General features: G+C 41.5%; 23 protein-coding genes and 3 pseudogenes. 3 read left to right on the forward strand and 23 right to left on the reverse strand.

Translation table 11 applies throughout. The features are described 5' to 3' along the window. Together ACQ76X_RS34135 and ACQ76X_RS34140 are read right to left on the reverse strand one after the other, a co-directional pair. The coding region (locus ACQ76X_RS34135) for a GNAT family N-acetyltransferase (protein WP_438498267.1) at positions 1–294 on the reverse strand (294 nt) is incomplete at its 3' end. 586 nt (positions 295–880) lie between these two features. Continuing rightward, a complete protein-coding gene (locus ACQ76X_RS34140) occupies positions 881–1,291 on the reverse strand; it encodes a PhzF family phenazine biosynthesis protein (RefSeq protein ID WP_438498268.1) in 411 nt (136 codons plus the stop codon). 113 nt (positions 1,292–1,404) lie between these two features. Between ACQ76X_RS34140 and ACQ76X_RS34145 the strand changes: the two genes are divergently transcribed. Then, positions 1,405–2,292 carry a LysR family transcriptional regulator gene (locus ACQ76X_RS34145; protein WP_438498270.1) on the forward strand — a complete coding sequence of 296 codons (888 nt, stop codon included), beginning with the start codon at positions 1,405–1,407 and terminating at the stop codon, positions 2,290–2,292. A gap of 52 nt (positions 2,293–2,344) precedes the next feature. Here the strand turns inward: ACQ76X_RS34145 and ACQ76X_RS34150 are convergent. From ACQ76X_RS34150 to ACQ76X_RS34195, 10 genes and pseudogenes are all read right to left on the reverse strand, one after another. Beyond that, positions 2,345–2,692, reverse strand: a pseudogene (locus ACQ76X_RS34150) (DUF3658 domain-containing protein); the annotation flags it as partial. Positions 2,693–2,716: 24 nt separating this feature from the next. Continuing rightward, positions 2,717–3,385 (reverse strand): DUF1835 domain-containing protein, encoded by a 669-nt coding sequence (locus ACQ76X_RS34155; protein WP_438498271.1) that lies wholly within the window; start codon positions 3,383–3,385, stop codon positions 2,717–2,719. 471 nt (positions 3,386–3,856) lie between these two features. Next, a pseudogene (locus tag ACQ76X_RS34160) lies at positions 3,857–5,525 on the reverse strand (glycoside hydrolase family 13 protein). A 52-nt stretch (positions 5,526–5,577) separates the two neighbouring features. Continuing rightward, positions 5,578–7,206 carry a glycoside hydrolase family 13 protein gene (locus tag ACQ76X_RS34165; protein WP_438498273.1) on the reverse strand — a complete coding sequence of 543 codons (1,629 nt, stop codon included), beginning with the start codon at positions 7,204–7,206 and terminating at the stop codon, positions 5,578–5,580. A 62-nt stretch (positions 7,207–7,268) separates the two neighbouring features. Further along, entirely contained in the window at positions 7,269–8,162 is an 894-nt protein-coding gene (locus tag ACQ76X_RS34170; RefSeq protein WP_038591843.1) for a carbohydrate ABC transporter permease, read from the reverse strand. 13 nt (positions 8,163–8,175) lie between these two features. Then, complete coding sequence (locus tag ACQ76X_RS34175; protein WP_438498275.1) at positions 8,176–9,090, reverse strand: ABC transporter permease; 915 nt, start codon at positions 9,088–9,090, stop codon at positions 8,176–8,178. A gap of 59 nt (positions 9,091–9,149) precedes the next feature. Further along, positions 9,150–10,886: a sugar ABC transporter substrate-binding protein gene (locus tag ACQ76X_RS34180; protein WP_438498277.1), complete on the reverse strand. Its 1,737-nt coding sequence runs from the start codon at positions 10,884–10,886 to the stop codon at positions 9,150–9,152. Positions 10,887–11,257: 371 nt separating this feature from the next. After that, positions 11,258–12,664, reverse strand: coding sequence for a response regulator transcription factor (locus tag ACQ76X_RS34185; protein ID WP_438498278.1), 1,407 nt, complete (start codon positions 12,662–12,664; stop codon positions 11,258–11,260). Then, entirely contained in the window at positions 12,661–14,373 is a 1,713-nt protein-coding gene (locus ACQ76X_RS34190; RefSeq protein WP_438498279.1) for a histidine kinase, read from the reverse strand. Before ACQ76X_RS34190 ends, ACQ76X_RS34185 begins: the two co-directional genes overlap by 4 nt. Positions 14,374–15,085: 712 nt before the next feature. Continuing rightward, a complete protein-coding gene (locus ACQ76X_RS34195) occupies positions 15,086–15,235 on the reverse strand; it encodes a hypothetical protein (protein WP_438498280.1) in 150 nt (49 codons plus the stop codon). A gap of 309 nt (positions 15,236–15,544) precedes the next feature. On the opposite strand from ACQ76X_RS34195, the gene ACQ76X_RS34200 reads away from it, so the two are divergent. Further along, on the forward strand, positions 15,545–15,706 hold the full coding sequence (locus ACQ76X_RS34200; RefSeq protein WP_438498281.1) for a hypothetical protein: 162 nt from the start codon (positions 15,545–15,547) through the stop codon (positions 15,704–15,706). A 147-nt stretch (positions 15,707–15,853) separates the two neighbouring features. On the opposite strand, the gene ACQ76X_RS34205 is transcribed toward ACQ76X_RS34200, so the two are convergent. Next, a complete protein-coding gene (locus tag ACQ76X_RS34205; protein ID WP_438498293.1) occupies positions 15,854–16,114 on the reverse strand; it encodes a tyrosine-type recombinase/integrase in 261 nt (86 codons plus the stop codon). Positions 16,115–16,198: 84 nt separating this feature from the next. Between ACQ76X_RS34205 and ACQ76X_RS34210 the strand changes: the two genes are divergently transcribed. Then, positions 16,199–17,857 carry a beta/gamma crystallin-related protein gene (locus tag ACQ76X_RS34210; RefSeq protein ID WP_438498282.1) on the forward strand — a complete coding sequence of 553 codons (1,659 nt, stop codon included), beginning with the start codon at positions 16,199–16,201 and terminating at the stop codon, positions 17,855–17,857. Positions 17,858–18,841: 984 nt separating this feature from the next. Here ACQ76X_RS34210 and ACQ76X_RS34215 read toward each other — a convergent pair. The 10 genes and pseudogenes from ACQ76X_RS34215 to ACQ76X_RS34260 form a co-directional block, all read right to left on the reverse strand. After that, on the reverse strand, positions 18,842–19,264 hold the full coding sequence (locus tag ACQ76X_RS34215; RefSeq protein ID WP_438498283.1) for a hypothetical protein: 423 nt from the start codon (positions 19,262–19,264) through the stop codon (positions 18,842–18,844). A 225-nt stretch (positions 19,265–19,489) separates the two neighbouring features. After that, on the reverse strand, positions 19,490–19,966 hold the full coding sequence (locus tag ACQ76X_RS34220; RefSeq protein WP_438498284.1) for an NUDIX hydrolase: 477 nt from the start codon (positions 19,964–19,966) through the stop codon (positions 19,490–19,492). A 212-nt stretch (positions 19,967–20,178) separates the two neighbouring features. Continuing rightward, positions 20,179–20,364 carry a hypothetical protein gene (locus tag ACQ76X_RS34225; protein ID WP_438498285.1) on the reverse strand — a complete coding sequence of 62 codons (186 nt, stop codon included), beginning with the start codon at positions 20,362–20,364 and terminating at the stop codon, positions 20,179–20,181. 161 nt (positions 20,365–20,525) lie between these two features. Continuing rightward, positions 20,526–20,969 carry a GNAT family N-acetyltransferase gene (locus ACQ76X_RS34230; RefSeq protein WP_438498286.1) on the reverse strand — a complete coding sequence of 148 codons (444 nt, stop codon included), beginning with the start codon at positions 20,967–20,969 and terminating at the stop codon, positions 20,526–20,528. Between the two features lie 33 nt (positions 20,970–21,002). Further along, positions 21,003–21,464, reverse strand: a complete 462-nt coding sequence (locus ACQ76X_RS34235) for a GNAT family N-acetyltransferase (RefSeq protein ID WP_438498287.1) — start codon at positions 21,462–21,464, stop codon at positions 21,003–21,005. A gap of 189 nt (positions 21,465–21,653) precedes the next feature. Further along, complete coding sequence (locus tag ACQ76X_RS34240; RefSeq protein WP_438498289.1) at positions 21,654–22,505, reverse strand: GNAT family N-acetyltransferase; 852 nt, start codon at positions 22,503–22,505, stop codon at positions 21,654–21,656. A gap of 58 nt (positions 22,506–22,563) precedes the next feature. Beyond that, positions 22,564–23,338: pseudogene (locus ACQ76X_RS34245) on the reverse strand (IS5 family transposase). A gap of 568 nt (positions 23,339–23,906) precedes the next feature. After that, on the reverse strand, positions 23,907–24,347 hold the full coding sequence (locus ACQ76X_RS34250) for a hypothetical protein (protein WP_438498291.1): 441 nt from the start codon (positions 24,345–24,347) through the stop codon (positions 23,907–23,909). Next, positions 24,347–24,553: a helix-turn-helix transcriptional regulator gene (locus tag ACQ76X_RS34255; RefSeq protein WP_154118287.1), complete on the reverse strand. Its 207-nt coding sequence runs from the start codon at positions 24,551–24,553 to the stop codon at positions 24,347–24,349. Before ACQ76X_RS34255 ends, ACQ76X_RS34250 begins: the two co-directional genes overlap by 1 nt. Before the next feature lie 90 nt (positions 24,554–24,643). Continuing rightward, positions 24,644–24,832: hypothetical protein (locus ACQ76X_RS34260; protein ID WP_438498292.1), on the reverse strand; the 189-nt coding region annotated here is incomplete at its 5' end.

Genomic DNA, 24,832 nt, shown 5'->3' on the forward strand with positions numbered 1-24,832 from the left:
ATTTATTATGCTATTGATTATTTGTTTTCCAAACTTTAACCCTCTATATTCCTTTGCAACTATTACATCATAGATAAAGGCTCTGTAAATAAAGTCTGATAATACCCTTGCAAAAGCTATTATATTACCATTGTTTGAATCTATGATTGCAATTATCCAACTCTTTTCAAGCATCTTCTTTACACCATCTATTTGCATATTTTTAGTCCAGGTTTCTCTTTTGAAAATTTCAAGCAAGTCCAATATTTGCTTTTCAGAAAGATTGTAGATAAATTCGTATTTAATTGTTTCCAAACTATGATACCCCCATTAACATTATTATTCTTATTATTTCCGAGCAATATTTCGAACAATCTGGCATTCCATATTGCTATATCCGTCTGGGATTTTTATGCAAAATATATTCAGAATTCATGCTGCGGATATCAAGAGAGAAAACCAGATTTTCCGGCGGATAATAGTAATACCAGCTTTCTCGGCGCTGCAGATATTGGACTGGCGACGGTAACGGTTCTTTGTAGTGTAGAAGCCATCTTTCGTCTATCTCGTGTAAGCTCTTCTTTTACAAAGCCTGTATTTACTGTCCCCTCATCCGTTGTAAATTCGCGAGAGCGCTCCCGAATGAATGGCTTCTTTCCTATTGCACTGACAGAGGTCGAACCCTTGTTTGGCGTTGAAAGTAAATAGATGCGTATTGCTGATGGAATATTTCCGATTAAACTCGGCCAATTTATGCATCTCAGGTTTGGCTTTATCGATTGCCTGATGCGTTTTCACCGGAACAATTAAAGTCCAGTTACCCGTATAGGCAAGTTTAATTGGAAAACGCTCGTCCAAATCATCTATGTCCATGCCTATTAAATTAGCTATTTCTAGCTTATTATGGAAAGGAGCATCCTTTACTTACGGCGAAATCTGGGTCATCGTCACTTAGCCTGCCTTGTTTTCGTTTTGTTCCAAACATACCGGAATCAAACCTACACTCGTTTCTAATGTTGATAGAATCCGTTTTTTCGGCCCATCCGTACTTGTTGACAAGCAACCACACGGAAGCGACGGTAGCATGACCGCAAAATCGGATTTCTTCCTGCGGCGTAAAGTAACGGATTCGAAAATTTGCCTTCGGATCAGCAGCAGGCAATATAAATGCCGTCTCTGGCAAATTTAGCTGGTTCGCTATTTTTTGAATCTGCTTTGTTAAATGACTGGCATCGGGTACAACTCTGGCGGGGTTACCTTCGAACGGATTTGGGGTAAACGCATCAACATGATACACTCGAATCTGCTTCATCGTAATGACTCGCTCCCTTCTTTATATTATGATAGTGAAGTTCCAAACCAACGTAAAATGAAGATTCATCATATCATCATGAAGAGAAGTTCATTCGATCGAGGAGCTAAAACATGACACTATATCAATTGGAAGTATTTCTTGCAGTCGTGCAAACGGGCAGTTTCACCAGAGCAGGGGAACTTTTGCATGCAAGCCAATCGGGCGTTAGCCACACTATCGGCGATTTGGAGAAGGAATTAGGGATTATTCTTTTCACGCGCAGCCGCAGTGGCGTTACCCTAACGGATACGGGAGAACAAATTCTAGTACATGTTCGCGAGATCGTTAATCATTCGAATCAAATCAATCAAGTTGCCGCAGTTTCAAGAGACGTGAATGGCGAGACTATACGAATCGGAGCATTTGCCAGTTTCTCGGCCCATGTATTACCCGGTATTAGCCAAGCATTCCGCAATCATTATCCAGGTGTAGAGCTGCTTCTCTTTGAAGGAAACTACGAAGAGGTCAAAGCATGGATCAAGGCAGGCGCCGTAGATCTTGGCTTTTTAGCCGATTCAAGTGATGATGGTTTAGACATCGTGCATCTGCTTACCGACCCGTATGCTGCAATTCTGCCGGCAAATCATCGATTGAAAGAGCATGACATTATTTCCATCGAGCAGCTTACGCATGAACCGTTTTTGTCACTTAAATCGGGGTGTGAACGTCTTGTAATGCGTGCGTTTCAGGAGAATGGACTTACGCTAAATAAGCAGTTCGAGGTGACAGAGCATTCCACTATACTCTCCATGGTTGAAGCAGGAATTGGAGTGGCAGTCATCCCTTCCATGATTCTGCCGGCAGTTCCATTAAATATGATGATTAAACCATTGAGTCCTCCTATTAATCGCGAAATCGATTTAGCGGTACTCTCCATGCAAAATGTCTCTCCAGCTGTATCTGAATTTATTAAATTTACCCAAATGCAGACCTCGTCATCATGTTATCCTGCCCGTTAAATAGGCAGCCAATGATTTCGGCTGCCTATTGTCATAGTGCTAACGTTTTCCGTTAGCTCAACCTATGGGTGCCAAGTTTAACAGAGAACTGATACAAGGCCCTTGGCAGTCCACTAAACTCTAAAACTCCTTGGTTAACTAAGATCCATATTCTATTGGTAATAAATGAATACCCTACGAGTTGGTGCGACGTATCAAATACTCTCGCGACGACACTCCCCGCCTTGATAAACCCATTCTCATCTTGTTCTTGCTCTAGTTCAATGACTGACCTTATTATCACTTCGTCCAGAGCAGATTCATCAGTACCTTTAACAGAATCTTCTTTCCACAAACGGAGCACATGATTTTCATTCGAGAGCATTAGCCATTCTGATTCATACCTTCTTCTTTGGTTAGGATCAAGAGGAACACCTTCATAATACTATTTTACGATTACCTGAAAATGCTCTCGATCGATTAAACCACTAAAATAGGGATTAAATCCTTCTTTGTTACGAAGCCCAGTAGTATTAAAGAGCTCTGTCACATTGACAACATTAACTGGCTGTTTTCGATCTCTCAACAAATGCAATACGAAACGTAAGCCTGTTTGATCATGTGCGTTATCCGCGCACCAAATGACAATGGTTTTATTTCCTGGAATATTCTTTACTGCCTCTACCATTTTAACAAGCAGATGCTCTGGGTCATAGCTGAAGTCCCCATCGTTTTCCGTCAACCAAAATAGTCTATTCTGCTGTCCAGTTTTCGTATCTAAGTTAGATATTGGTCCGACTGAAAACAATTCATTGAATGCTAAGATTTGGCATAGCTCCCGTTTGCCGATTTTACTTAGAGTTACTTTTAATGAACCTGCATCAGAGAGACTGAAAACAAGATAGACATATTGTTGGAGTTCATTCATTTGTAATTTATGGTTGTGAACCGCCTCTATCTGGCTTTGAAGTATATTAACAAGTCCTTCTGCTAACTTTTTTTCTTCAACACTGCCGTCCTTACAATAACGATCTACTGTATTTAACAAATTGTAAAAGAACAACCGCAGGTCATTTCCATCAAATTGATGTAGGCTATCGTAGAACTTCTCCATTGATATCCTTCTCACGGGACATATCCAATATAATACCATATATTGTAACTATCCTGTCCGTTAGCTTAATGAATTAGTGGGCGAAAATTGATTAGATACATACCTAATCGGGAATAGGAACATGTTCTTGTCCCTTTCGGTAATTGGTACAAGTTCTTGTCCTTCAGCATGACTATTCCAGTACTAATATTTCGTTCTATTAATACCTAGCCGCCCGTGTTTACCTCTCATCCAGTCAGTTGTTCATAACAATCTGAGAACTTTCATGTACTATGGGTACTTCCAATGGTTCAGATCATTATACTTATGCTCGGAAGGTAAAGTGTTTGTTGGCAAGAAGGATTTCATAACAACAAAGAACCACCTTCTGGCGGTTCTTTGTCAATCTAGTTTGTATAAGTGCTTTCTGGTGTTGTAGGGGCATTTAAACCTTTAATAGTTGAGCTCACGGATTTTTGATACATCTCTGACTTATACTTTATCGCTTAAACCAACGATTGTTTCGAACGGTCGCAACATCATTGGCAGCTTGCCATTCTCATAGTTGGTAATCCAGATCTCTGAGAAGTTGAGCCCAAGCTCTTCTTCCCCAAACTCCACGATTTGTTCAGTAAGATTGATTAATACAAGCACCTGATGGTCTGCCAGTGTACGTGTATATGCAAATACACTCGGATGATCCGGCATAAGAAGCTCATAGATACCATAAGTCAACGTATCGTGTTCTTTTCACAGCTGAATCATTTGATTATAGAAGTGAAGGATGGAACGTGGTTCCTGGAGTTGTTTCTCTACATTAATATTGACGTAATTGTCATTTACCTTTAGCCATGGAGTACCGGTGGTAAATCCGGCCTGTTTGGCCGAAGACCACTGCATCGGCGTTCTGGAGTTATCGCGACTTGAAGCCCATATGATGTTCATGATTTCCTCATGCGACATCCCCTCTTCGCGTTTGATCTGATATAAATTCCGATCCGCTATGTCGTTATAATCCACTATGGAAGGGAATGCCACGTTTGTCATGCCTATCTCTTGCCCCTGGTAAATGAATGGAGTGCCTTGCATGAAAAAGTACATGGCTCCAAGCGCTGTGGCGCTTTCATACCAATACTCCGCATCATTTCCCCAAGACGAAACTTTGCGAGGCTGATCGTGATTTTCAATAAACAAAGCATTCCAGCCGATGCCTTCCAGAGATTTTTGCCATTTAGTCAAGACGTTTTTCAATTTGGGAACATCAAGTTGCCTGTCCGTGCTGTTTTTCCACAGGTCAAGGTGTTCGAATTGAAAGACCATATTAAATTCACCTCTGACTTTACAGATCCAATCATAGAGATCTTCTTGGTCCTCTACCTTTACTCCATTCGCTTCCCCAACAGTCACTACGTCATATTTGGATAATGTTCCCTCTTTTATCTCTTGCAGATAACGCTGAATTCCTTTGACATTCATATGCTTTTCAAAAGAAGAGATGTATCTGAAGCCTTCTTTGATTGGCATGTCCAACAGGCCCTCTTCTTTGTGAATATGGCTGATTGCATCAACACGGAAACCATCAATACCCTTATCCAGCCACCAATTCATCATTTCATAAATGGATTTCCGAACTTCTTCATTTGCCCAATTCAAGTCCGGTTGTTTTTTGGAGAACAGATGGAGATAGTACTGTCCGGAAACTTCATCATATTCCCAAGCAGAACCGCCAAAGACGCTCTCCCAGTTATTCGGTTCGTCTCCGTTCTTCCCATCTCTCCAGATGTACCAATCTCGTTTAGGGTTATCCAGCGAACCTCTGGATTCTATAAACCACGGGTGTTCGTCACTTGTATGATTGATCACCAAGTCCATAATAAGTTTCATGCTGCGGTGATGAACTTCATTTAGTAATTGATCAAAGTCCGCCATCGTGCCGAATTCAGCCATAATGGAACAGTAATCGCTGATGTCATAACCATTATCATCGTTGGGTGCCTTATAACATCGGGCAGATCCATATCAGATCAATACCGAGATCTTGAATATAATCCAGGTTTGAAATAATCCCCTTAATGTCACCAACCCCATCTCCGTTGGAATCCATAAAACTTCTGGGATAGATTTGATAAGCTACTGCTTCTTTCCACCATACTCTTTTCATTTGATAGAATCCTTCTTTCTTAAGGACTAAACTTTATTTAACGTATTATGCTTTAATCATGGCTAAGGTACATTCTTGCTTCGTATGGACGCAATTCGCTCTCCGTCATATCACCTGTATAATTGCATATCAACAGCTGATTCGTCTGTGCCAATTGTCCCTGAAGCGGGAGTTCGGTCGTATATCCTTTGAAATTGCATATGACAAGAATTTTGGTACCATTCAATGTTCGGGTATATGCAAACACGTCTTGATTCTCTGGAAAGATCAGCTCATATTCACCATATACGATTACTTCATGATCTTTCCTTAATTGAATTAACTTCCGGTAATAATGGAATATGGATTCGGGGTTATTCAAACTTTGTTCGGCATGGATGTGCTTATAATTCGGATTCACCTTAATCCATGGTTCCCCTCGTGTAAAACCAGCGTTATCGGAAGTATCCCATTGCATAGGTGTTCGTGCGTTATCGCGTCCTTTGGCGTAGATCGACTCCATAACGTTGCGTTCAGGATAACCTTTCCCCATTCTTTCCTTATAAAAATTGAGCAATTCTATATCCCGATAATCTTCAATAGCATATTGAACATTCGTCATGCCCAATTCTTCACCCTGATAAATGTAAGGCGTACCTTGCATGCCATGAAGTAGGGTGGCCAACATTTTAGCTGATTCGATCCTGAATTCTCCATCATTTCCCCAACGTGAAACGATTCGAGGCAAGTCGTGGTTATTCCAGAACAAACTGTTCCAGGCGTCACCCTTGAGCTCCGTCTGCCATTTGGACAGCACTTTTTTTAATGACATAACATCTAAAGGCTTTAGATCCCACTTTCCTTTGCCTTCTTGTTCATCCAAGCCGATGTGTTCAAATTGAAATACCATTGAAAACTCACTGCCGTCCGGGTTGCTGTACAGTTTGGCGATTTCCGGAGTGGCGCCCCATGTTTCTCCAACGGTTAGCAGGTCTTCCGCTTTTTGAAACGTCGCTTTGCTCAGTTCCCTGATATATTTATGCAGATTAGGCCCGTTTCCCGTAATCTTCAAATCCGGTTCTTTACCGATTAAGTCGATCACATCAAGTCGAAAACCACCAACACCCTTGTCGATCCACCAATAGATCATGTTGTATATCTCCTGCCGGACTTTGGGGTTTTCCCAGTTAAGATCCGGCTGTTTTACAGAAAATAGATGTAAATAATATTGCCCGATCTCAGGCACCCATTCCCAGGCTGAGCCACCGAATGTGGACCCCAAGTCGTTCGGAGGCGTTCCTTCAACGCCATCTCTCCAGACGTAGTAGTCATGGTACGGATTGTCTTTGCTTTTTTTGGCTTCTTGAAACCAAGGGTGTTCATCCGACGTATGGTTCAACACCAAATCCAAAATGATCCGAATGTCTCGTTTCCCGGCTTCATGAATTAACGTTTCCATATCTTCCAAAGACCCAAACATCGGATCGATATCCTGATAATCTGAAATATCATACCCATAATCATCTTGAGGGGACTTGCAAACGGGTGATAACCAAATCGCACCGATGCCGAGTTCCTGCAAATAATCCAATCGGGACACAATGCCCTCCAAGTCGCCGATTCCATCTCCGTTACTATCTTGAAAGCTCCGTGGATATATTTGATATACAACGGTTTCTTTCCACCATTTTTTATTTTTCATGTTCCATTCAACCTCTCTTTCACACGAAACGTGGTTTATTTTCATCAACTCACAGCATCTCGTTATTCTTTGACGGATCCTACGACAATGCCAGTCACAAAGTATTTTTGCAGCAGCGGATAAATCAGCAATAGCGGGATGACAGCGACTACGATTTTGGCCGCATTCAGGTTTTTTTTCGAAATTTCAGTCAGGTTGCTGAGCTCACTGGAATTCGTGCCGGCTTGAAGCAAATCGGCAATATTCACGTTAAGGGACTGAATATAGGTCATTAGCGGATAATTGCTGACTTTGGTCATATAGATCAAACCGCTGAAGAAGTCATTCCATGTACCCACGATACTGAATAGAGCGACTGTTGCCAGCGCAGGAATGGACACAGGAACATACACTTTGAACAAGACCTGGAGCGGATTCGCCCCATCGATGAACGCTGCTTCTTCAAGCGCTTTAGGTACAGCGGAGAAGAAGTTCATCACGAGGATGACACTGAATATCGGGACAGCGCCTGGCAGAACAAGTGCCCAAATCGTATTCAACATATCCAGGTTTTTGATCAGCAGGTAACTCGGAATCATGCCTCCACTGAACAACATGGCAAAAATCATAATATTCATATAAATGTTTCTGCCTTTAAAATCCCTTTTCGATTTGGATAACGGATAAGCCATCAAAATAATCAGAGTCATGTTAAGCACAAGGGTAAGCGCGACACGTAGAACAGATATGCCAAAGGAACGCCAGAACTGTGGATCATCAATAATTTTGGTATACGCTGCAGTTGTAAAATTGACCGGAACGAGACCTACAGCATTCGCTGATACCGCCTCGCTGCTACTGAATGAAATGGCAACGATATTCCATAACGGAAGAAGGCAGGCCAATGCCAGCATGATGACGATGGCATAGATGACAAACCGGCCAATTCGATCTTTTAAGTTTGCAGAATAGGACACAGGTTTTGCCTCCTTAGAATATTTTTCGGTCCGTATATTTTTTGGCCAACTGGTTGGCAGACAAGAGTAAAACAATGCCGATCACGGACTTGAACAAGCCAACAGCCGTACCGAAGCTATACTGTCGCCCAACGAGACCGATCCGGTAGACATAGGTATCCAGAATATCGCCCGACTCATAGACAACCGGGTTATACAGATTATAGATTTGATCGAAACCGGCGCTCAAAATATTGGTCAGGCTCATTACACCCATGAGCAGAATAATAGGGAGCATGCCCGGCAACGTAATATGCCATACTTTTCTCCACCAACTGGCTCCATCCATTCCTGCCGCTTCATACAGACCGGGATCAATCGACGTAATAGCAGCCAAATAGACGATGGAACTGTAACCAAACTCCTTCCACACGTCTGTTCCGATAATCAGTGGCTGGAACCAGGTGTTGCTGCCAAGGAAATTAATATTTTCCAGGCCAAAGAACGCCAACATTTGATTCACAATTCCGTCCAAACTGAACATGTTGACAACGACGGATGCCAGTACAACCCAAGATAGAAAGTGTGGCAGATAAACAATCGTCTGCACGGATTTTTTTACGTATTTAATACGAATTTCATTTAACAAAACGGAAAAAATGATGGCCATCATCGTTCCGAGCAGAATCTTGCCAATAGCAATCACCAACGTATTGCTGACGACCTGCGCGATATCCGGCAGCTTAAACATATAAATAAAATGCTTCAGCCCTACAAATTCGGAGCCGAACATGCCCTTGGCGGGTATATAGTCCTGAAAAGCCGTAATGATGCCGACCATTGGAACATAGCTGAATACAAGCAAAAACAAAATGCCTGGCAGCATCATCATATGGTACATGGCACCTGCGCCAAGCCGGCCCCTTGCTTTCAAATTCCCCTGTTTCATGATGAACCCCTTTCTTGAAGAAAGGCTGCGTATCGCAGCCCTGCCACTGTTCATGGTGTTTATTGTTTTGATGCGACCTCGTCTTCAATTTCCTGAATGATTTGATCACCACCTTGTTTCTTCCAATTGCTGACGAATGTGTCGAAGTAATCGAGCGGTTCTGAACCGGTCACGATTTTGATAAACGATTCCTGCTCCAACTTCGTCAGATTGGCCCACGTCTGTTTCATGCTTGATGTAGTTCCAGAGAAAGTAGGTGTCATCCAGACGAATTTGTTTTCCTGTGTCAGTTTGTCGATCAGTCCAACTCCGTTGATCCGCGAATGATATTTCGACCAAGCAGTCGCGTCATCCGTATCCATGTCGCTTAAATAGGTTTTGATGCTTCCGATATTGTTCTTCGATTCGGTTGTACGAACCTCATCCAGGCCAATCTCTCCTTTAATCCCACGAACGACGTCAGAGTAATCATCCAGCAGCGATGTAGCCGAGTTGACTTCGATATTAAAAGGTCTCGTAGAACCGTCTACCCCGGTCTCTTGATACTTGGCAGCTTCCGGCATGGTTGCTGCGGCATCTTTATCATTAGCCAGTTTATCGTAGAACAGGTTTACAATCTTAACGGCCAGCTCAGGGTGTTCATATCCTTTTCTCACCACGATAAACTGATTGGATGGATTGGCATGTGCCACGTTGACATTGCCGTCTGCATCCTCCAACGTATACGCCGAGAATTTTGCATTTTTATCCATCTGCTTCACGCTGATCAGTCCCCAGTCAGGGATATGCCACGGTCCAAAAGCGATACCGCTTTGGCCATTGGTGTAGAGTGCAGTAATGTCATCAAACGTGCGGGTCCCAAATTGCGGGTCAATGATGCCATTCTTGAACCAATCCGCCATGATGCCCAGCATTTGCTTGGTTTCTTCTGTCGTGGAACCATACACGATTTTGCCCTCTTCACCATTCATCCAATATTGCGGGAACGCTCCCTCGGTTGAGGCAACACCCAGCATGGTATAAGCAGAGCCATTATAATCTGTTGTATTCAGCGTGTTCACAAATGGAATACCCACCGGGTTCCCGGATTGGCCAGGATCTCTTTTCAGGAATTCCAGTGCTGTTTTCTCCACTTCATCCAGCGAGATGGTCCCGTCTCCGTCTGCATCAAGTTGAATTCCCAGCAGATCCAGCCAATCTTGACGGACCCAAACCATCGTTGGTGCGGAATCCAGGGAAGTCGCCGGAAGGCCCATCAAACGTCCATCGATCGTCGCATTGTCTAATGCACGGCCATCATAGGAATCGTACATCTGCTTGATGTTATCCGTAGCATATTGATCATAAATGGCTGTCAGATCCTCAATCAGATCATTATCCACCAGTTCTTTCAGTTCATCTTTGGAATCGACGCGCATCATGTCAGGCAATTCCCCGGAGGCGATGGCGAGCGAAACTTGACGGCTATAATCTTCACCATTGGCTTCAAATTGATCTGTAATCTGAGCGTTAAACGTGTCTTTGACCAGCCGAGTATACGCGTTGTTCTCATAGGTATCTCCAGCCGGCAGTTTCGGGTTGGCTGTGGTCACCCGTCCCATGGTTACGGTGATTTCGTCTTTATAGGCACTGAACGGATCTCCCGGCGTTACCTCATATTTGCCTGCTTCCTCTGCAGTAGGAGGATTGGAAGAGTCTCCACATGCCGCGAGGGTTGCAACCATCAAGGCAGACATGGACAGCACGGCCAGACGCTTTGTCAACCGTTTGCTTTTCATGGACCATTTTATTCTCATCTAGTTCGATTCCCCTTTATTCTGATTATCAATTTTGTTTACGCTTTCATTATAAAATGGAGTGAAGACCAATCGAGATAGGGATTGCACGTCCGTTTGGATAGAGAAATGGTTACAGTTTTCAGTCGGTATTATAATACATTGGTTAGCTTGAGAGCATATACCCTACCTACTGACCTACATTCGTCTATCTATCCTTATTCTTGATCAAAAACAAAGGCCGGCAGCTCCTAAAACAGGAAGCTGTCGGCCTTCATTTATCAAAAATCGATAAAATGTCTCTCGTATCATTTACATGACAGCCTACAACGATCATGGAATACGGTCACTTTTCTCATTAAATGGATGTTCGGTCATTGTGAAGATGTCCGCTATTTATTTCCTCTGCCTAGCTGCCGATACTCGCTTGGCAGAAGACCTGTCAGTTCACGGAAAATCCGGCTGAAATATTTTTCATCCGTATAACCCACTCGCTCCGCAATCCAGAAAATCGTGTTGTTCGTATTGAGCAAATACTCTTTGGACTTCTCTACCCGGATGAACCGGGAGTACTCATTAAAGGTTTTCCCCATCAGATCTTTGAAACATTGACTGAAATAGCTTCGGCTGATGTTGAGTTGTTGGGAGAGACCTGAAGCTGTATATGCCTGTTCCAAATCATGTTGCACGATCATCACCGCTTTTTTCACGGCATCGATGATTTCCGGTGAATATGAAGTCTGTTCATCGGTCTTTCGAATGCCTGCAGCAGTCTGCTTGATCCACTCTTCGACCTCGAACCAGGACTCGAAAGAATGGATCATGGAGATTCTTCCAAGCGTAGTTTGGGCAAAAAGGTGGTTCCACTCCATAACGATCGAGTACAGCAATCCCATCAACTGACCTTTATGTAATCGTAATGATTTGAACTGGTCAATAAGTTGGTTGTAGTAACTGTCATGATGGGTCCATAGTGTTTGGAACCAACTTTGCTTAATCCGGTCAATGTCCTCATCCTGCGGTTCTTTTGAAAATATGTCTCCCTCTTTCATCGAAACGGGAATGACTTGGTCACTGGGGTTGTACGCATAGAATAAAGACGTCTCTGTATAATTCATAATCCAGTTTTTGATTTGCGACCACGTTCGCTCTTGTACATCAGACAAAACCAACAACGTACTTTGGGGGACTTGATTCAGGGATTCCTTTAATTGATGAAAAAGTTGATCCTCTTCGTACTGGGGTACTGCCCACATCCAGCTATTCCGCTCAACCTCCCACCTTATCTCATCTTCATGCGCAGTTAGCTCCATGGGCCACGTATGTTCTGATTTGCGATCCAGTGAAACAAGTGCATACACATTTCGATAATGGACATTAATTGCATTCTGTGAAGGCATCTTTATTTTCGTGTTCGTCAACCCGTTAATTCGGGTATGTATCCGATGCAGAACATGTTCGAATTGCTCTTTCTCCAGCTGGACTTTGGCTATATAGTCGATGGCTCCCAGCCTGAGCGCTTCCTGGATATAATCGAAATCCTGATGCAGTGTTAACACAACGATATGAAGTTCCGGATAGAGCTGCCTCGCAGCATGCATCAGTTCAATCCCTGACATTACCGGCATGGCAAGATCCGTCAACATTAGATCGACCGGTTGGGATTTCAGAAAATCCAGTGCTTTCGCCCCGTTACTTGCTTCTCCTACAACTTCCATGTTGAACTCGTTCCATGGCATCGCAGAGCTAATGCCTTTGCGTACCAGCTTATCGTCATCCACAATCAATACCTTAATCATGCCGAGATATCTTCTCCTTTAATAGGCAATATGAGCAGTATGCTTGTCCCCGTTCCCACTTCACTCTCGATCACCAGTTGTGCTTGATCCCCGTACTGTGCCTTCAACATACGGTGAACGTAATTGAGTCCTATACCCATCCCTACTTTTTGTTGTTCAGCTACACGATTGTTCAGCAGTTTATGAATGGCTTCCTCGGTCATGCCTGCACCATTATCTTGTATCATAATGTTCAACGTTTCAGTGCGTGTAACTTCAATTTGAATAAAACCTTCGTCACTCAATCCATGATATAGCGAATTTTCAACCAGCGGTTGCAAAATAAAGCGAGGCACAGGAATTTGAAGCACTTGTTCATCTGCAGTAATGCGGACGTCAAATTCAAAGTCATATCGAATTTGCTGCAAAATCAGATACTGCCTTAACGCATCAATTTCCTCTTCCATCGTGGATACTTGCCCTAATTTGCCCAAATTGTAATACAACAGCTTGTTCAAGGACTGCACCAGCTTGTCGATCTCCCCTTGTCCGTTCATGACGGCCAGCCAGTGCACCGTATCCAGCGTATTCATCAGAAAGTGCGGGTTGATCTGATAAAGCAGTTTTTCCACTTCCAGGTCTGCACGAATCTTCTCTTTCTGCTGCACTTCCTTGAAGAGGTCACCGATTTGATGCTGCATATTGGAAAATTCACCCAGCAGAAAATCAAATTCGGGAATCTGAGTTCGAGCTCGGCTCCCTGTCGATTGTGGATTCTTGGACATCCCATTGATTTCGGAATGGAAGAGTCCGAGTGGTTTGTAGACCATCTTCCACAGAAGCCAAGCAAGAAATACGGTAAAGCCAAGGAAAAATAAAGCGACCAGCAATATTTGAAGCAGCCACTGGTTTTTCTCCTGTTGATATTGAGCCTGTGAAATGACCGATACGACACTCCATTTCTGTGAGGAATCCTCTTTAAACCAGTGGTACCCGCGGGATATTCCGTCCTTCACAGGGTCGACTGTTAAGCTGGAGAAATTCTCCCCGACCTTCATGGCTTCCGGTATTTCACTGTACACAATGTTGCCTTCTCCATCCAGGATCAGATGAGATAAAGCGCCGTTGTATTGATTGTAACCCAAGATATCCTGTGTAAGACGAAAGCCGGATTCTACGTAAATGTACACATCGTCCCTTTTGGGAAGTTGTACTCTTCGCATAGCAGACAGAACGAGTTTGTCATCGAATCGATTCATGCTGATATGGGGACCATAGTACTTAATTCCATAGGTTTGGAAGAGCACAGGCAAAGACTCAGGAGAAAAATGATCCTTGATCGGAAAGTTACCGAACTGCGTAGTGCCTTCTTTCTGGAAGTAATATAAGGTCAAACCGATATTTGGATTGGTAAACGTGACAACGCTTAACTCGCTCTTTAATTCGTCCCTGGCCTCGATCAATTCGAAGATATCGGAGGACGGATTCAAAAATTCATCCATCCTTTTGCCTACAGTGCCACTGTAAGACAATTGCTGCGTAACGTGATTCAGATTGGTGATTGAATTCTCCAATGAGGATGTCACCTGCTGTAAATTGCTACGGATGCCATCATCGATCTTATTTGCGAAAATGGAGTCAATGGTATAGTAAGAAATTGCAAATATGCTGATAAAGGGGATAAACGCACTGAGAAAGAACAATAAAAAGATTCTTTTTTTAAGTGTCATTTTGACCTGTTCTCCTTCTAAAAATGAAACAACAAGCTCCTACTTATGGAAGCTTGCTGTGAATATACATACAGCTATACCGATTATCGTTTTCCTCATAGCCCTCGGCCATTTTGAAGCTTGTCGGCATTTCAATCCATTCAGGAGGGCACAAATCAGGACAATTTGTCTGTGTCCTGTCCAAGTCCAATTTCCTTTCATAATTATAGATTGATATTCAAATTAGTCAAACACTCTCATACTGAACGGTGCCACTATCCTGCTCGTTAGCTTAATGAAAACAAGGAGCAGCTCTGCCGTGGCAAACTGCTCCTTGTTTGATTCAACTATCGTAATAGTCTTTATTTGACACCATTCAAAATTTAGGAATAGCTTCCTTTTGTTCAATTGTAATAAAAAGGGAGTATATAGTATTTTTGTCAAATTTGCAGTAATAAACATATGAGAAGTAATGAATACAAACAAGTGTTTCCTGTCACAAATCAATGCTCACAAGTTAGAACTGTTAAAAAGGACTCGTTTCCGTCCAACTCAAAAAGACCTGCTTTAGCAAAAAACAAACCCGACAAGCATGCGCCCGGCGGGTTATCTTATATGCACTATGAACTCACGTCCATAATATCATCAAAATAAAACAAGAATCACTTGATTGGGGTTTAAGAGATTACAATAAAAAATAAGCCTTACAGTTCAAGTGCAGCAGGCCTATTTTTCACTCTCCTTTAAATGTTTTAAGGGCAGCAGTAGCTATTTCAACAGGGTCACCTTGACCATCTGCTATTTTCATTAAAGCCTCTTCCATTAGATCTAGCATGTCCAACTTGTATTCATCGTCTTCTAAACTTTCAATAAATTGCTCCAAGCTTAAGGGAATCATTTTTATTTCAGACTCTAATAAATCTCTTACCTTTAATTTCTGTTTTCTCTTGTGTTCAGCTACATACGTCTTGTGTTCTTCCTATTCCTTCCAATCTATCACAACGGATCACCACCCCAATTTTATCAATCATTAATACGTCCATATACCCAGTATTGGAAATGGGCATCGATGGAAAAAAGGAATATTTCACTGTCCTTACTCCCGCTAAGAAATTTATATCATATTTACAACCTTGCTTTAATAAATTTAGTAAGAATTTGTATTTCACAAAATCTACGAGGAGGGCTAGTTATGGAGAGGCCTATTGGAATTATTGTATCGGAATTAGGTCCTTTAGCAGGCCAAGGCAGTTGCTCAAGCGGCGGCAACTTTTCGAATGAATGGTTTGGAGGTGCCCATCGAATGCTCGTTGAAGAGGTAGTACCAGCGTCGCTGACACCACCCGCAAAGTAGCAAACTAGACTGGGAACTTATTGATAACCTCGTTATATTCGTATTGAGCGTCAGTAATTGCCAGTTTCGAATATACTTCGAGTGACTTCCGGCTTTCGTGGCCAGAATAAGGCTGAATCAGTGCATCATCAATTCCCTGTTTTTAAGCTAGGTCAATAGGAAATGGCGCAGCTTATGTGGTGATAAGTTTTGTGAAAGCCCGACTTCCTTGGAATATTTGGCTAAAATCTTGCGGATGCCCCGATCAGTGTATTTTTTCTTCCAGGAGGACTCAAATAAATACACGGCCTGTTTCTTTTTCATGGTATCCGCGTGCATGGCCAACAGCTCCTTAAAAGCCTGCGGGAAAGGTACAATCCGATCCTTACTACCTTTTCCATTTCGTAAATTTTGTACGTTTAGACACATTTTAAACACAATCCAACCCCTTTAATGTACGCTAAGAGATATTTGTTTAGAAAATCATACCATATTTCTAAAGGAGGATTACCCATGAACTTAAATGAAAATTCTTCAAATTCAGCAGAATGTGCACAGTCACAAACGATGAACGGTCACAGTCCTTTATTCGATCGTTTAAGTACAGATGGAAAACCTTACTGGGACTATATTAAAAGATATTCCCCTGTTATTTATCAAGATATAAATAAGGAGTTTGCTGATGGAATAGCGGATTTAATTGCAAAATTTAATGTAAACGGGAACTGGAACATGGCTGATCAATGGGAAACAATAGGAGTAGTTCCTCAAGTCCCATATGTATATGCTTCTGTTCAAGAAACGAAGACACATCTCTTTTTAGGCTATTATTTTTATCATGTACGTGATGATGGTCCCGTTTCCGCCGAACAACACGAAAATGACTTAGAAGGAATGATGATGGCAGTTCGAAAAGATGGAAGCTATGGTGTTCCTGTGGCAATGGAAACAGTTAGTCATTCTGATTTCCTACGGTATCGTTTAAAAGATCCTAATGTGCAGCCAGGATACGTTGGAATTGAAAGTACTTCAGTTCGTTTCTCTGAAGTAACCCATCCAGAAGTGTTTATAAGTTCTAATGGAATTGGTAACCACCACGGGCATGGTGTGAGTGCTTATACTAGTAACGAAGATGTTGGCGATGATGGGATTGTCTATAAATTTGGAGAGCCTTCATATTCTGGACAGCCTAATCAATTTTCACCAAAGTGGAAACATACTTATAATTATGGAATCCTGCCAATAGATGAATTATGGGAGAGAAAATTTCACTATAACAATACACCTTTTCAATCGTTTGGTGTTTTTCCAAATACACACACAAGCAACAACCATGCAAATGCCCCTTGGAACTGGTCTGATAAAGACCAAGATGGAACGCTAGGAACGGGAATCTTTTTCACGGATCCAGCTTATTTATTTGATATTGACTTTAATGAATTAGGGACATTCTCTCATGAATATGTATACAATCTCTATTGGACACATAAAGTGACACTCAATTCTGTCACCCCTAAAGTTTATAAAGACCCTAGCAATAATCTACCTGATATATATATTAGTATGGACACATATCCATTGAGTAACAAGAGATATATAAGTGAAAAAGTGTGGATGAAAGCAGATGCGGCTTTAAATATACCGCACCCCGTCATTTTTGGTGGTGACCAAAAAACCGCAAATACTACTTTTTCAGAGCGTACGAATACACTTCATATCGCAGTGTCTAATATTAATCCTCGATTGTGGCTGGAAGTAAAGGATTATGATCCATCATCATCAGACGCGGATGATTATATGGGATCTATTGTAATACCTTTAGATACAGGGAATATTGCAGGAAAAGCCGATTTATTAGAAGCTATAATTGATTATGAAGTGATATCAAACCCGAGTTTTCCATTAGCGCAACAGGGGGTCTATGTGTACAAAGATTCTAACTTTTCAGGGACCTCTAAGCAATTGACAAGTAGTGTTACGAACTTTAAAGATATTAACATGAATGATGCAGTGAGTTCTATTAAGATTGTTGGACCTTATGATGTTGTAGGTTACTCAGATGCGGACTTTAAAGGACGTTCCGCAACATTAGTAACAAATGATAATCTAAGTTCTACCTATATTGGTAATGATGCCATGTCTTCTATTCGAATTACTCGAAGAACCATCTAGTAGTCTTTCTCTTGCCTGATTTAATCGATGCGTACAAGTTAGACATGTTAAAAAGTTGCGTTTCCGTCAAGCTTCACTAGACACGCTGCAGAAAAAAACAAACCCGTCAGCATGTTTTAGCTCGGCGGGTTAATTTATGTATGCCCGATTCTCGAACCATCACCGAACAAAATAAACACCAGCTAACTTCGTCTTACGTTCTGCACACTGTCATACGCACTCATAATATTAGATACATATAGCTGATGTTCAGAAAATGATCAGAGGTTTGGGGTTTGATAAGAAAGTATTTTGATATTCTGGGCCTATAGCCCCTCTAAAGGAGGATAAAATGAATTGAGAAAAAGCCATAGTTGAATTAGCCAAGTTTGATTGAACAGTACCCCGGCAAATATGATGGGAGGTTCCACCGGGCTGCAGTTCTTGGCCGGATAGAAACCATGTCGAAAGCGATCGTTCACCATTTGCCAAGGTGCGAGATATCAAGATTGTACTGGCAGCACTAAATAAAGTAGACGACACCGCCTGATGCGCGCTGTGGCGCCTTGGACCGGCTGCGAGGCTGAATGAACTTCGAATCCGAAAGGAAGGGCACCAACATTATGAAATGGAAAGAGTTGAATCCCGGGCTAACCGTGCGGATCGCAGAAGGCCATGATAGTGGATTTGTTGGACGGTGCGGTGAAATTATGCCCATCAGAACCTAAATAGGAGAGTTTAACTTATAAGTCGCCTGATGAGTCTTAACGGTTCGCGGGAAACCTACTAGCTCATGTCGGGATGGTCGCAGATCGGGTTAGAGTATTAGACTGGATGTCTTTATTCAACGCGTTTTTTAGAATTGTCATACCGGCAGACTCCATAAAATAAGATTTAGACTGACCTTAGAAATAGAAACAGAGACATCCAAGGACGAGGAAATATGTTCTAGACTGCCTCTGTTTCATTGAACTAACGTTTCCCATTAGCTTAATCTCATAGACCTTAAACAATTGTTGCACTGTAACCTGTTTCCTTACCTTTTTCAACTGCATTGATATAACCATCAAAGTAATACGGTATGTCATCTTCTTTCCCATTCTGAATTCTACCTCTAACTTTATCGAAAGCAAAAATTGAAATTGAAAAATCTGGCTCACCAGTGACTAAAACAGGTTGTTTTCTATCTTGTATCCAATAATACTTCCCACCATAATTCCTTCTTGCTACTTCGAAAATGTAACTTCCAACCATAGAAGAAACAGAATCCAAAGAATCATTATCTATTTCATACTCACATAATTCTTCAAGAATATCGTCTACTTTACGTAGGCTTTGTACACTAAAATCAAAATTCCCTTTATCAGAAAAATTATTTGTGAAGCTTTCTGCCGTTGAAATAATGTCTTGTTCTAATCTACTTTGCATAAATTCTAGCCTCCAATTATAAACATCATTGGAATATGGACATATCCAAAAACGTTTATTTTTCACTTTTATATCCCATAATCTCTTCTCCAGACATTTCCATTATCCTGCCCGTTAGTTCAATCAAAAGCAGCCTTTCCTTTTGGACTGAACTGCCGAGTTGGTTTTTTTCAACTATCGTTTCCGGTTAGTGCAAAGATTTTTAAAACACGAGCGCTCGTACAACTAAACAAGCCTTTGAAGTTTGACATTACATTCTGACGTTGTTGCAGTGACGTACTCTATATAATTCACAGAGCCATTATAGTTCAAATAAGTTTCATAACGCATACGGATGGCGGGTAAAGTAATCAAATCCAGAACATTTTCCTTTGGAACCCACCTGCACTCGCTGGTTTCATCAGAAGTAGCTAACTCTCCACCCACAGCTTTGCACACAAAATCAAACATGACCTTCGTAGGAACATTAGTCACACCGTCATACCACTTATGGACCGCTGTATTCGAAACAACACTAATTAAATGGCTAACAGTGGCATCTATTCCACTTTCCTCTTTGATTTCACGAAGCACGCCATCAATCAGGTTTTCTCCAACTTCAGTTATTCCACCAGGATACACCCAACCATCGTTATGGGCTTTTACTAATAGGATATTACCATTTCCATCTTCTACAATTCCGCCTGCCGATACAATACTCAAATAATAACGGCTGCCGAAGCAACCGCTATTCCACTATAGTTTTCATTCAGTTTTGTATAAATGATCCATAAACTTATCGTGTAATTGTATTCCATCTCGTAAAGACTGCTTAGTCTCTTGATCGATCAAATCTACTTCAAAGTTCAACCCACCATAACCATCAATCATTTCCATAATGCGATAAATCACTTGCTCAACGAGCTCATTCTGAATTACAGCAAGTGCTTTTTTAGATCTTCTTCCGAGTTCAGCTTATTTCGAAGAAATTGATATGCCTCATCAGAATCGGCCCATCGAATGTTTGATTGAGGGTGGAAGCTTGCAACTGATAAATCAACATTAGTATCTTTAATTCCTTTTAAGTTTTCGAAAAGTAATCTCTGCTTCTCAGTCAGCATATCATAGAACCCCTCCGTCAATATCTAATGTTTTTTCTATTATACACCTGTGTATTATTCAACTACCCTGCCGTTAGTTCAATCAAAAGCAGCCGTTCCTTTTGGACGGCTGCCGAGTTGGTTTTTTTCAACTATCGTTTCCCGTTAGCGGTACAAAAACCTCACATAAAATAAGCCAAAACAATATCCCCGTTTCCTTCTAACTCTCCAGTTTCTGCGAACCCTAAATCCTTATAGAGTTTATTTGCGGTTATATTATGTGGAATATGTGATACCCTGATTTGTTTACAGTCCACCCTGGCACTGAGCATCTTAATTACTTCTTCAATCGCTAATTTTCCATAACCCTTTCCCTGAAATCTCTCGTCAATCATAAATCTCAGAATCCAATAATAACCGTCTTTATATATTTCATTATCAAAAAGTATAAACCCGACCATCATTCCTTCAGAAAAAATGCCGTATGGTACAGATGTAGGTTCATTTGTTGCATGTAAAAGTGAATCTGCATTACTTGCAACCAAATCCAACTGTTGGCCGCTCACGCTTAATTGGGTACATTCGCTTTCAAACTCTTTTGTAATCTTATGCAATTTTATAATCAAAGTGTAAACTACCTCCCACTATGAAATGAATCTTCAGTTGAGTTGGATTGTATAGATAATCTCCCCATCCTGGTTCAAACGGTGTCCGCTGATGAAACCTAATCCTTCATACAAATTCTGTGCAATAAAATTCTCTTTTTCCACAGTTAAGGAAATTAAGCTGCAATTCGGATGACATTCCCTTATAAACTTAATGATTTCAACCATTGCTTTTTTCCCGTAGCCTTTCCGTTGGTGCCTTTTGTCAATTTGAAATCCGCCGATCCAGTAATTATCAGAACTGTGGGGAGTGTACGAAATATAAAAGAAGCCAATGATTTTGCCGTTTATTGATTGAACAAAAGGGTCAAACGCTTCATCCCACGGTTTGATATAGGCATACGCGAGCGACTGAATCACTGAAGGAACGAAGTTCCTCTGTTCCTCACAGACAGAAATCTCAATAGCTTCTTCCCAATTTTGGGTGGTCACTGGTTGGATAACGATTTGCTCCATGTCTTCTCCTCTTAATCAATAATCCAATTTTTTTGAAATAAAAGCGGTATGCTAGCGAGTTAGGGAATAACTTATCTTATCATATATTGGAAGTAAACTGCCCGTTAGCTGAATAGGCAGCCGATGATCTCGGCTACCTATTGTCATGGAGCTATCGTTTCCCGTTAGCGTAACAACAAACTCCTTGTGCTACTCGATTGAATGGTTTGAATAATTGAATCTTTGCAAATAATCACTTATTATACTCTGATCCTGATGCCACCATAACATTGGATAATTATTGTTTTTCACAAACCCTAACTTTGTCGCTAACTGGATCGATCGTTGATTACCAGCGTCACAATTATAATTCGGCACTAAATTATGATTCAAACAATGTTCGATAAAAGCTGTACCCGTATGTGATGCTAACCCTTGATTCCGGTATTCCTCCACGGTTACAATATCGAGATCTGCGTACCCTCTACCTACAAAAAAAGAATTGCATACACTTGCAAAATGATCATCCTTCAGAACGCAATAACCAAACCCTCGATCCATAAACTGTTTTGCCGAACTCCATAGCGAGTCATATGAGGAGTCCATTTCTTTCTTATATTTTTCGAACAGCGTGTCATCCATTCGTTCCATTACAAATTGCTCTGGCAATGCGTTAAGGGTTTTTAGATGTTGGAATTTGGATAGATCGAATGTAAAAGAAGATCGGTGTAATAATACAGTCTTTCCCGCTAATCTTTCGCTAATTTGAAATAATAGTTCTGGTGTTGAAGCATAAAGATCGTAGTAATTTGAATGGCTTTGATCATTTAGCAAAAAAACAGCTACATCATTCATGAAGCGTTCATTGTCTCCACTCCTGGCCAAAAAATATTGTCCATATGAATTGATAATAAGACTGCAGGTAGGATTTACGCGGGAATCAACAAACACTTTTCCAGATTGATTTTGGTCAATAACAGAATATGCGAACACAGGTTCATACGCTAGATTTTTCAGCAGCGGCAAAACGTTAGCGTACTCTTCTTTAGATAATTCTATCATTTCATCTACTCCTTCTAGTTAAGGTATTCGACTCAACTAGGTCGTGTCTGAAAACTCTTCATTGAGTCAATTTGAAAATGGCAGCTACGTATACAAACGCCAAGAATGACTTGGCCAACTTGTCGTAACGAGTAGCCACACGGCGAAAGTGTTTGATTTTATTGAAAAAGCACTCCACTAAGTGGCGTTCTTTGTAACGATACCAATCGACTTTCCAAGGGTTTTGACATTCGCTTTAGGCGGGATGGTGTAGGATGCCTGCTTAGCTGTAATCTAATTCCGAATCGCTTCTGAGCCATAGGCTTTGTCGCCAAGAATATGACTTCCTATAATATCAAGCTTCTGAAGTAAATCGATCGCTGGAACAGAATCATAGACTTGACCACCCGTCAGAAGAAAAGCGAGGGGATTTCCTAATCCATCGACGACGGTGTGAAGTTTGGTTGTCTTTCCGCCACGACTGACGCCGATGTGCTGATTCACTTCGTGTCCTTCAACGTTTTTTTAGCACCGGCACTATGTTGATGGGCTTTGACCGATGTAGAATCAATGCTCAAGTTTTCAAAGTCAGGTTCGATCTGGAGAACTTGGAAGATCGTGACAAGCAGTCCGGTATCTCGCCACTTGCAAAAGCGACTGTAGACCGTTTTCCATGAACCATAGCGTTCCTCCGGTAGATCACGCCAGGCAGCACCACTTCGAGCGATCCATAGAAAAGCGTTAAACATGGTTCGTTCACTTAATTTTGACGGACGTCCTGTTTTGTAGGGTGGAAACATGCCCTTAATTTGATCCCACTGTTCATCGCTTATTTCGTACCGTCTTTGAATCATGCTTGACGCTCCATTCGTTTTTCTCAAATCTTACCATGTTATTTAGTTTTCAGACACATCCTAATTGTTTTGAATAAAAAAATATCATCAAAAATATGAAAAGTTGTAAGAAGGAACTCTTGGCCATAAGCAGTTTATAAAAGCAGAACTTACTTGGTGTATTTTACCATATAAGTGGAGGTAAAGTATGGGTATAACTAAACTATCCTGCCCTTTAGCTGAATAGGCAGCCGATGATCTCGGCTACTTATTGTCATGGAGCTATCGTTTCCCGTTAGTTCAATCGTGTTTTCCTATCGCTGACTGCAAATGTTGATACTCCAATGAACGATTTTTCTTATTGGCCATTTCACTCAGCTAAACTTTCGAAGATATAACTCCCAAAGCTCCAATATAATAAAAGAGATCTGTCCTAAAACTAGCCCTCATTAACAGTTATTCAGAATATGCTTTAAATACAATCAAGGGGGATAAAAAACTATACAGCTAGATTAGTGTGTAAAACCACCGAATCTAGCTTTACGGCACGACGGTGGTTTTTCTTGCGATTTCCGCTTCGATTTAACCTTTAATGTTTTTTTGTGTAATACTTCCACAGCGAAAAAAATACGATCAAAACAAATAGTAGGGTAGCCAGTAAGGTGTAGAATATCAAGGAATTGAAGAAACCCGCAATCACGGAAGCGATGGCCAGACCTACGAGAATCATGACTATGCTGAGCAGGCTGGCATTCTGGATAATCACTACACTCCGCTCGTCGTTCTCCTCGATGTACAGCTTCTTCAGCTCTGCGTCATTTTTGCTGGCTTTAATGTACTTGGCGAGAAAAAAAACGAAGCACAATTCAGCGCCGATAAAAGCACCTGTGTGAAATCCCTTTATAAAACTGGGCAATTCGGGCAGACCACCGCGGTAAAACACAAGTCCCACATAGATCAATAGCGTGGCAGCAGCTACCAGTGACAGTACGTTCTTGCGAGTTTTGACTTGAACCTTGTAATTGTCCATTACAATTCCTCCACTTCGCTGAAATCAAAAACATCTTCAATGGCGAGTCCAAAATGCTTAGCAATCTTGTAGGCAAGAACAAGGGAAGCCGCATATTTTCCCGTTTCAAGGGAGGTGATGGTTTGCCGGGTAACGCCTACGATCAGCCCCAGCTCTTCCTGGGACAGCTTGTGCTGCTTACGCAGTTCCGCAATTCTTGTCTTCAAGTGACCACTCCCTTGTAATGTTTACTTTGCATTTATAGCATAGTTTACTTTGCACTTTATGTCAAGCATACTTTGCATTGTTTGCAGCGTTTATTTAAAGCCGACGATTTTCGCAACAATAAAAGCGCCCGATCCCTCTGTTTCTGGATGTCGGGCGCAATCTGATGTAAACATCGGTGGGTTACGGCGAAGCCAACCCGAATGGTGGTGACATTTTATCCCTTCATGAACAAACGGTGAAGTTTCCGGATGTGCGCTCAAATTTGAAAGTCTTACAAC

It is taken from the genome of Paenibacillus sp. IHBB 3054 (assembly GCF_051594305.1).
Lineage (GTDB): Bacteria > Bacillota > Bacilli > Paenibacillales > Paenibacillaceae > Paenibacillus_AQ.

Bases quoted from the DNA above. Each gene is read 5' to 3' on its own strand.
- ACQ76X_RS34140 (WP_438498268.1), bottom strand. From the start codon at position 1,291: ATGAAGCAGATTCGAGTGTATCATGTTGATGCGTTTACCCCAAATCCG.
- ACQ76X_RS34145 (WP_438498270.1), top strand. From the start codon at position 1,405: ATGACACTATATCAATTGGAAGTATTTCTTGCAGTCGTGCAAACGGGC.
- ACQ76X_RS34155 (WP_438498271.1), bottom strand. From the start codon at position 3,385: ATGGAGAAGTTCTACGATAGCCTACATCAATTTGATGGAAATGACCTG.
- ACQ76X_RS34165 (WP_438498273.1), bottom strand. From the start codon at position 7,206: ATGAAAAATAAAAAATGGTGGAAAGAAACCGTTGTATATCAAATATAT.
- ACQ76X_RS34175 (WP_438498275.1), bottom strand. From the start codon at position 9,090: ATGAAACAGGGGAATTTGAAAGCAAGGGGCCGGCTTGGCGCAGGTGCC.
- ACQ76X_RS34180 (WP_438498277.1), bottom strand. From the start codon at position 10,886: ATGAGAATAAAATGGTCCATGAAAAGCAAACGGTTGACAAAGCGTCTG.
- ACQ76X_RS34185 (WP_438498278.1), bottom strand. From the start codon at position 12,664: ATGATTAAGGTATTGATTGTGGATGACGATAAGCTGGTACGCAAAGGC.
- ACQ76X_RS34190 (WP_438498279.1), bottom strand. From the start codon at position 14,373: ATGACACTTAAAAAAAGAATCTTTTTATTGTTCTTTCTCAGTGCGTTT.
- ACQ76X_RS34200 (WP_438498281.1), top strand. From the start codon at position 15,545: ATGGAGAGGCCTATTGGAATTATTGTATCGGAATTAGGTCCTTTAGCA.
- ACQ76X_RS34205 (WP_438498293.1), bottom strand. From the start codon at position 16,114: ATGTGTCTAAACGTACAAAATTTACGAAATGGAAAAGGTAGTAAGGAT.
- ACQ76X_RS34210 (WP_438498282.1), top strand. From the start codon at position 16,199: ATGAACTTAAATGAAAATTCTTCAAATTCAGCAGAATGTGCACAGTCA.
- ACQ76X_RS34215 (WP_438498283.1), bottom strand. From the start codon at position 19,264: ATGCAAAGTAGATTAGAACAAGACATTATTTCAACGGCAGAAAGCTTC.
- ACQ76X_RS34225 (WP_438498285.1), bottom strand. From the start codon at position 20,364: ATGCTGACTGAGAAGCAGAGATTACTTTTCGAAAACTTAAAAGGAATT.
- ACQ76X_RS34235 (WP_438498287.1), bottom strand. From the start codon at position 21,464: ATGGAGCAAATCGTTATCCAACCAGTGACCACCCAAAATTGGGAAGAA.
- ACQ76X_RS34240 (WP_438498289.1), bottom strand. From the start codon at position 22,505: ATGATAGAATTATCTAAAGAAGAGTACGCTAACGTTTTGCCGCTGCTG.
- ACQ76X_RS34250 (WP_438498291.1), bottom strand. From the start codon at position 24,347: ATGGACAATTACAAGGTTCAAGTCAAAACTCGCAAGAACGTACTGTCA.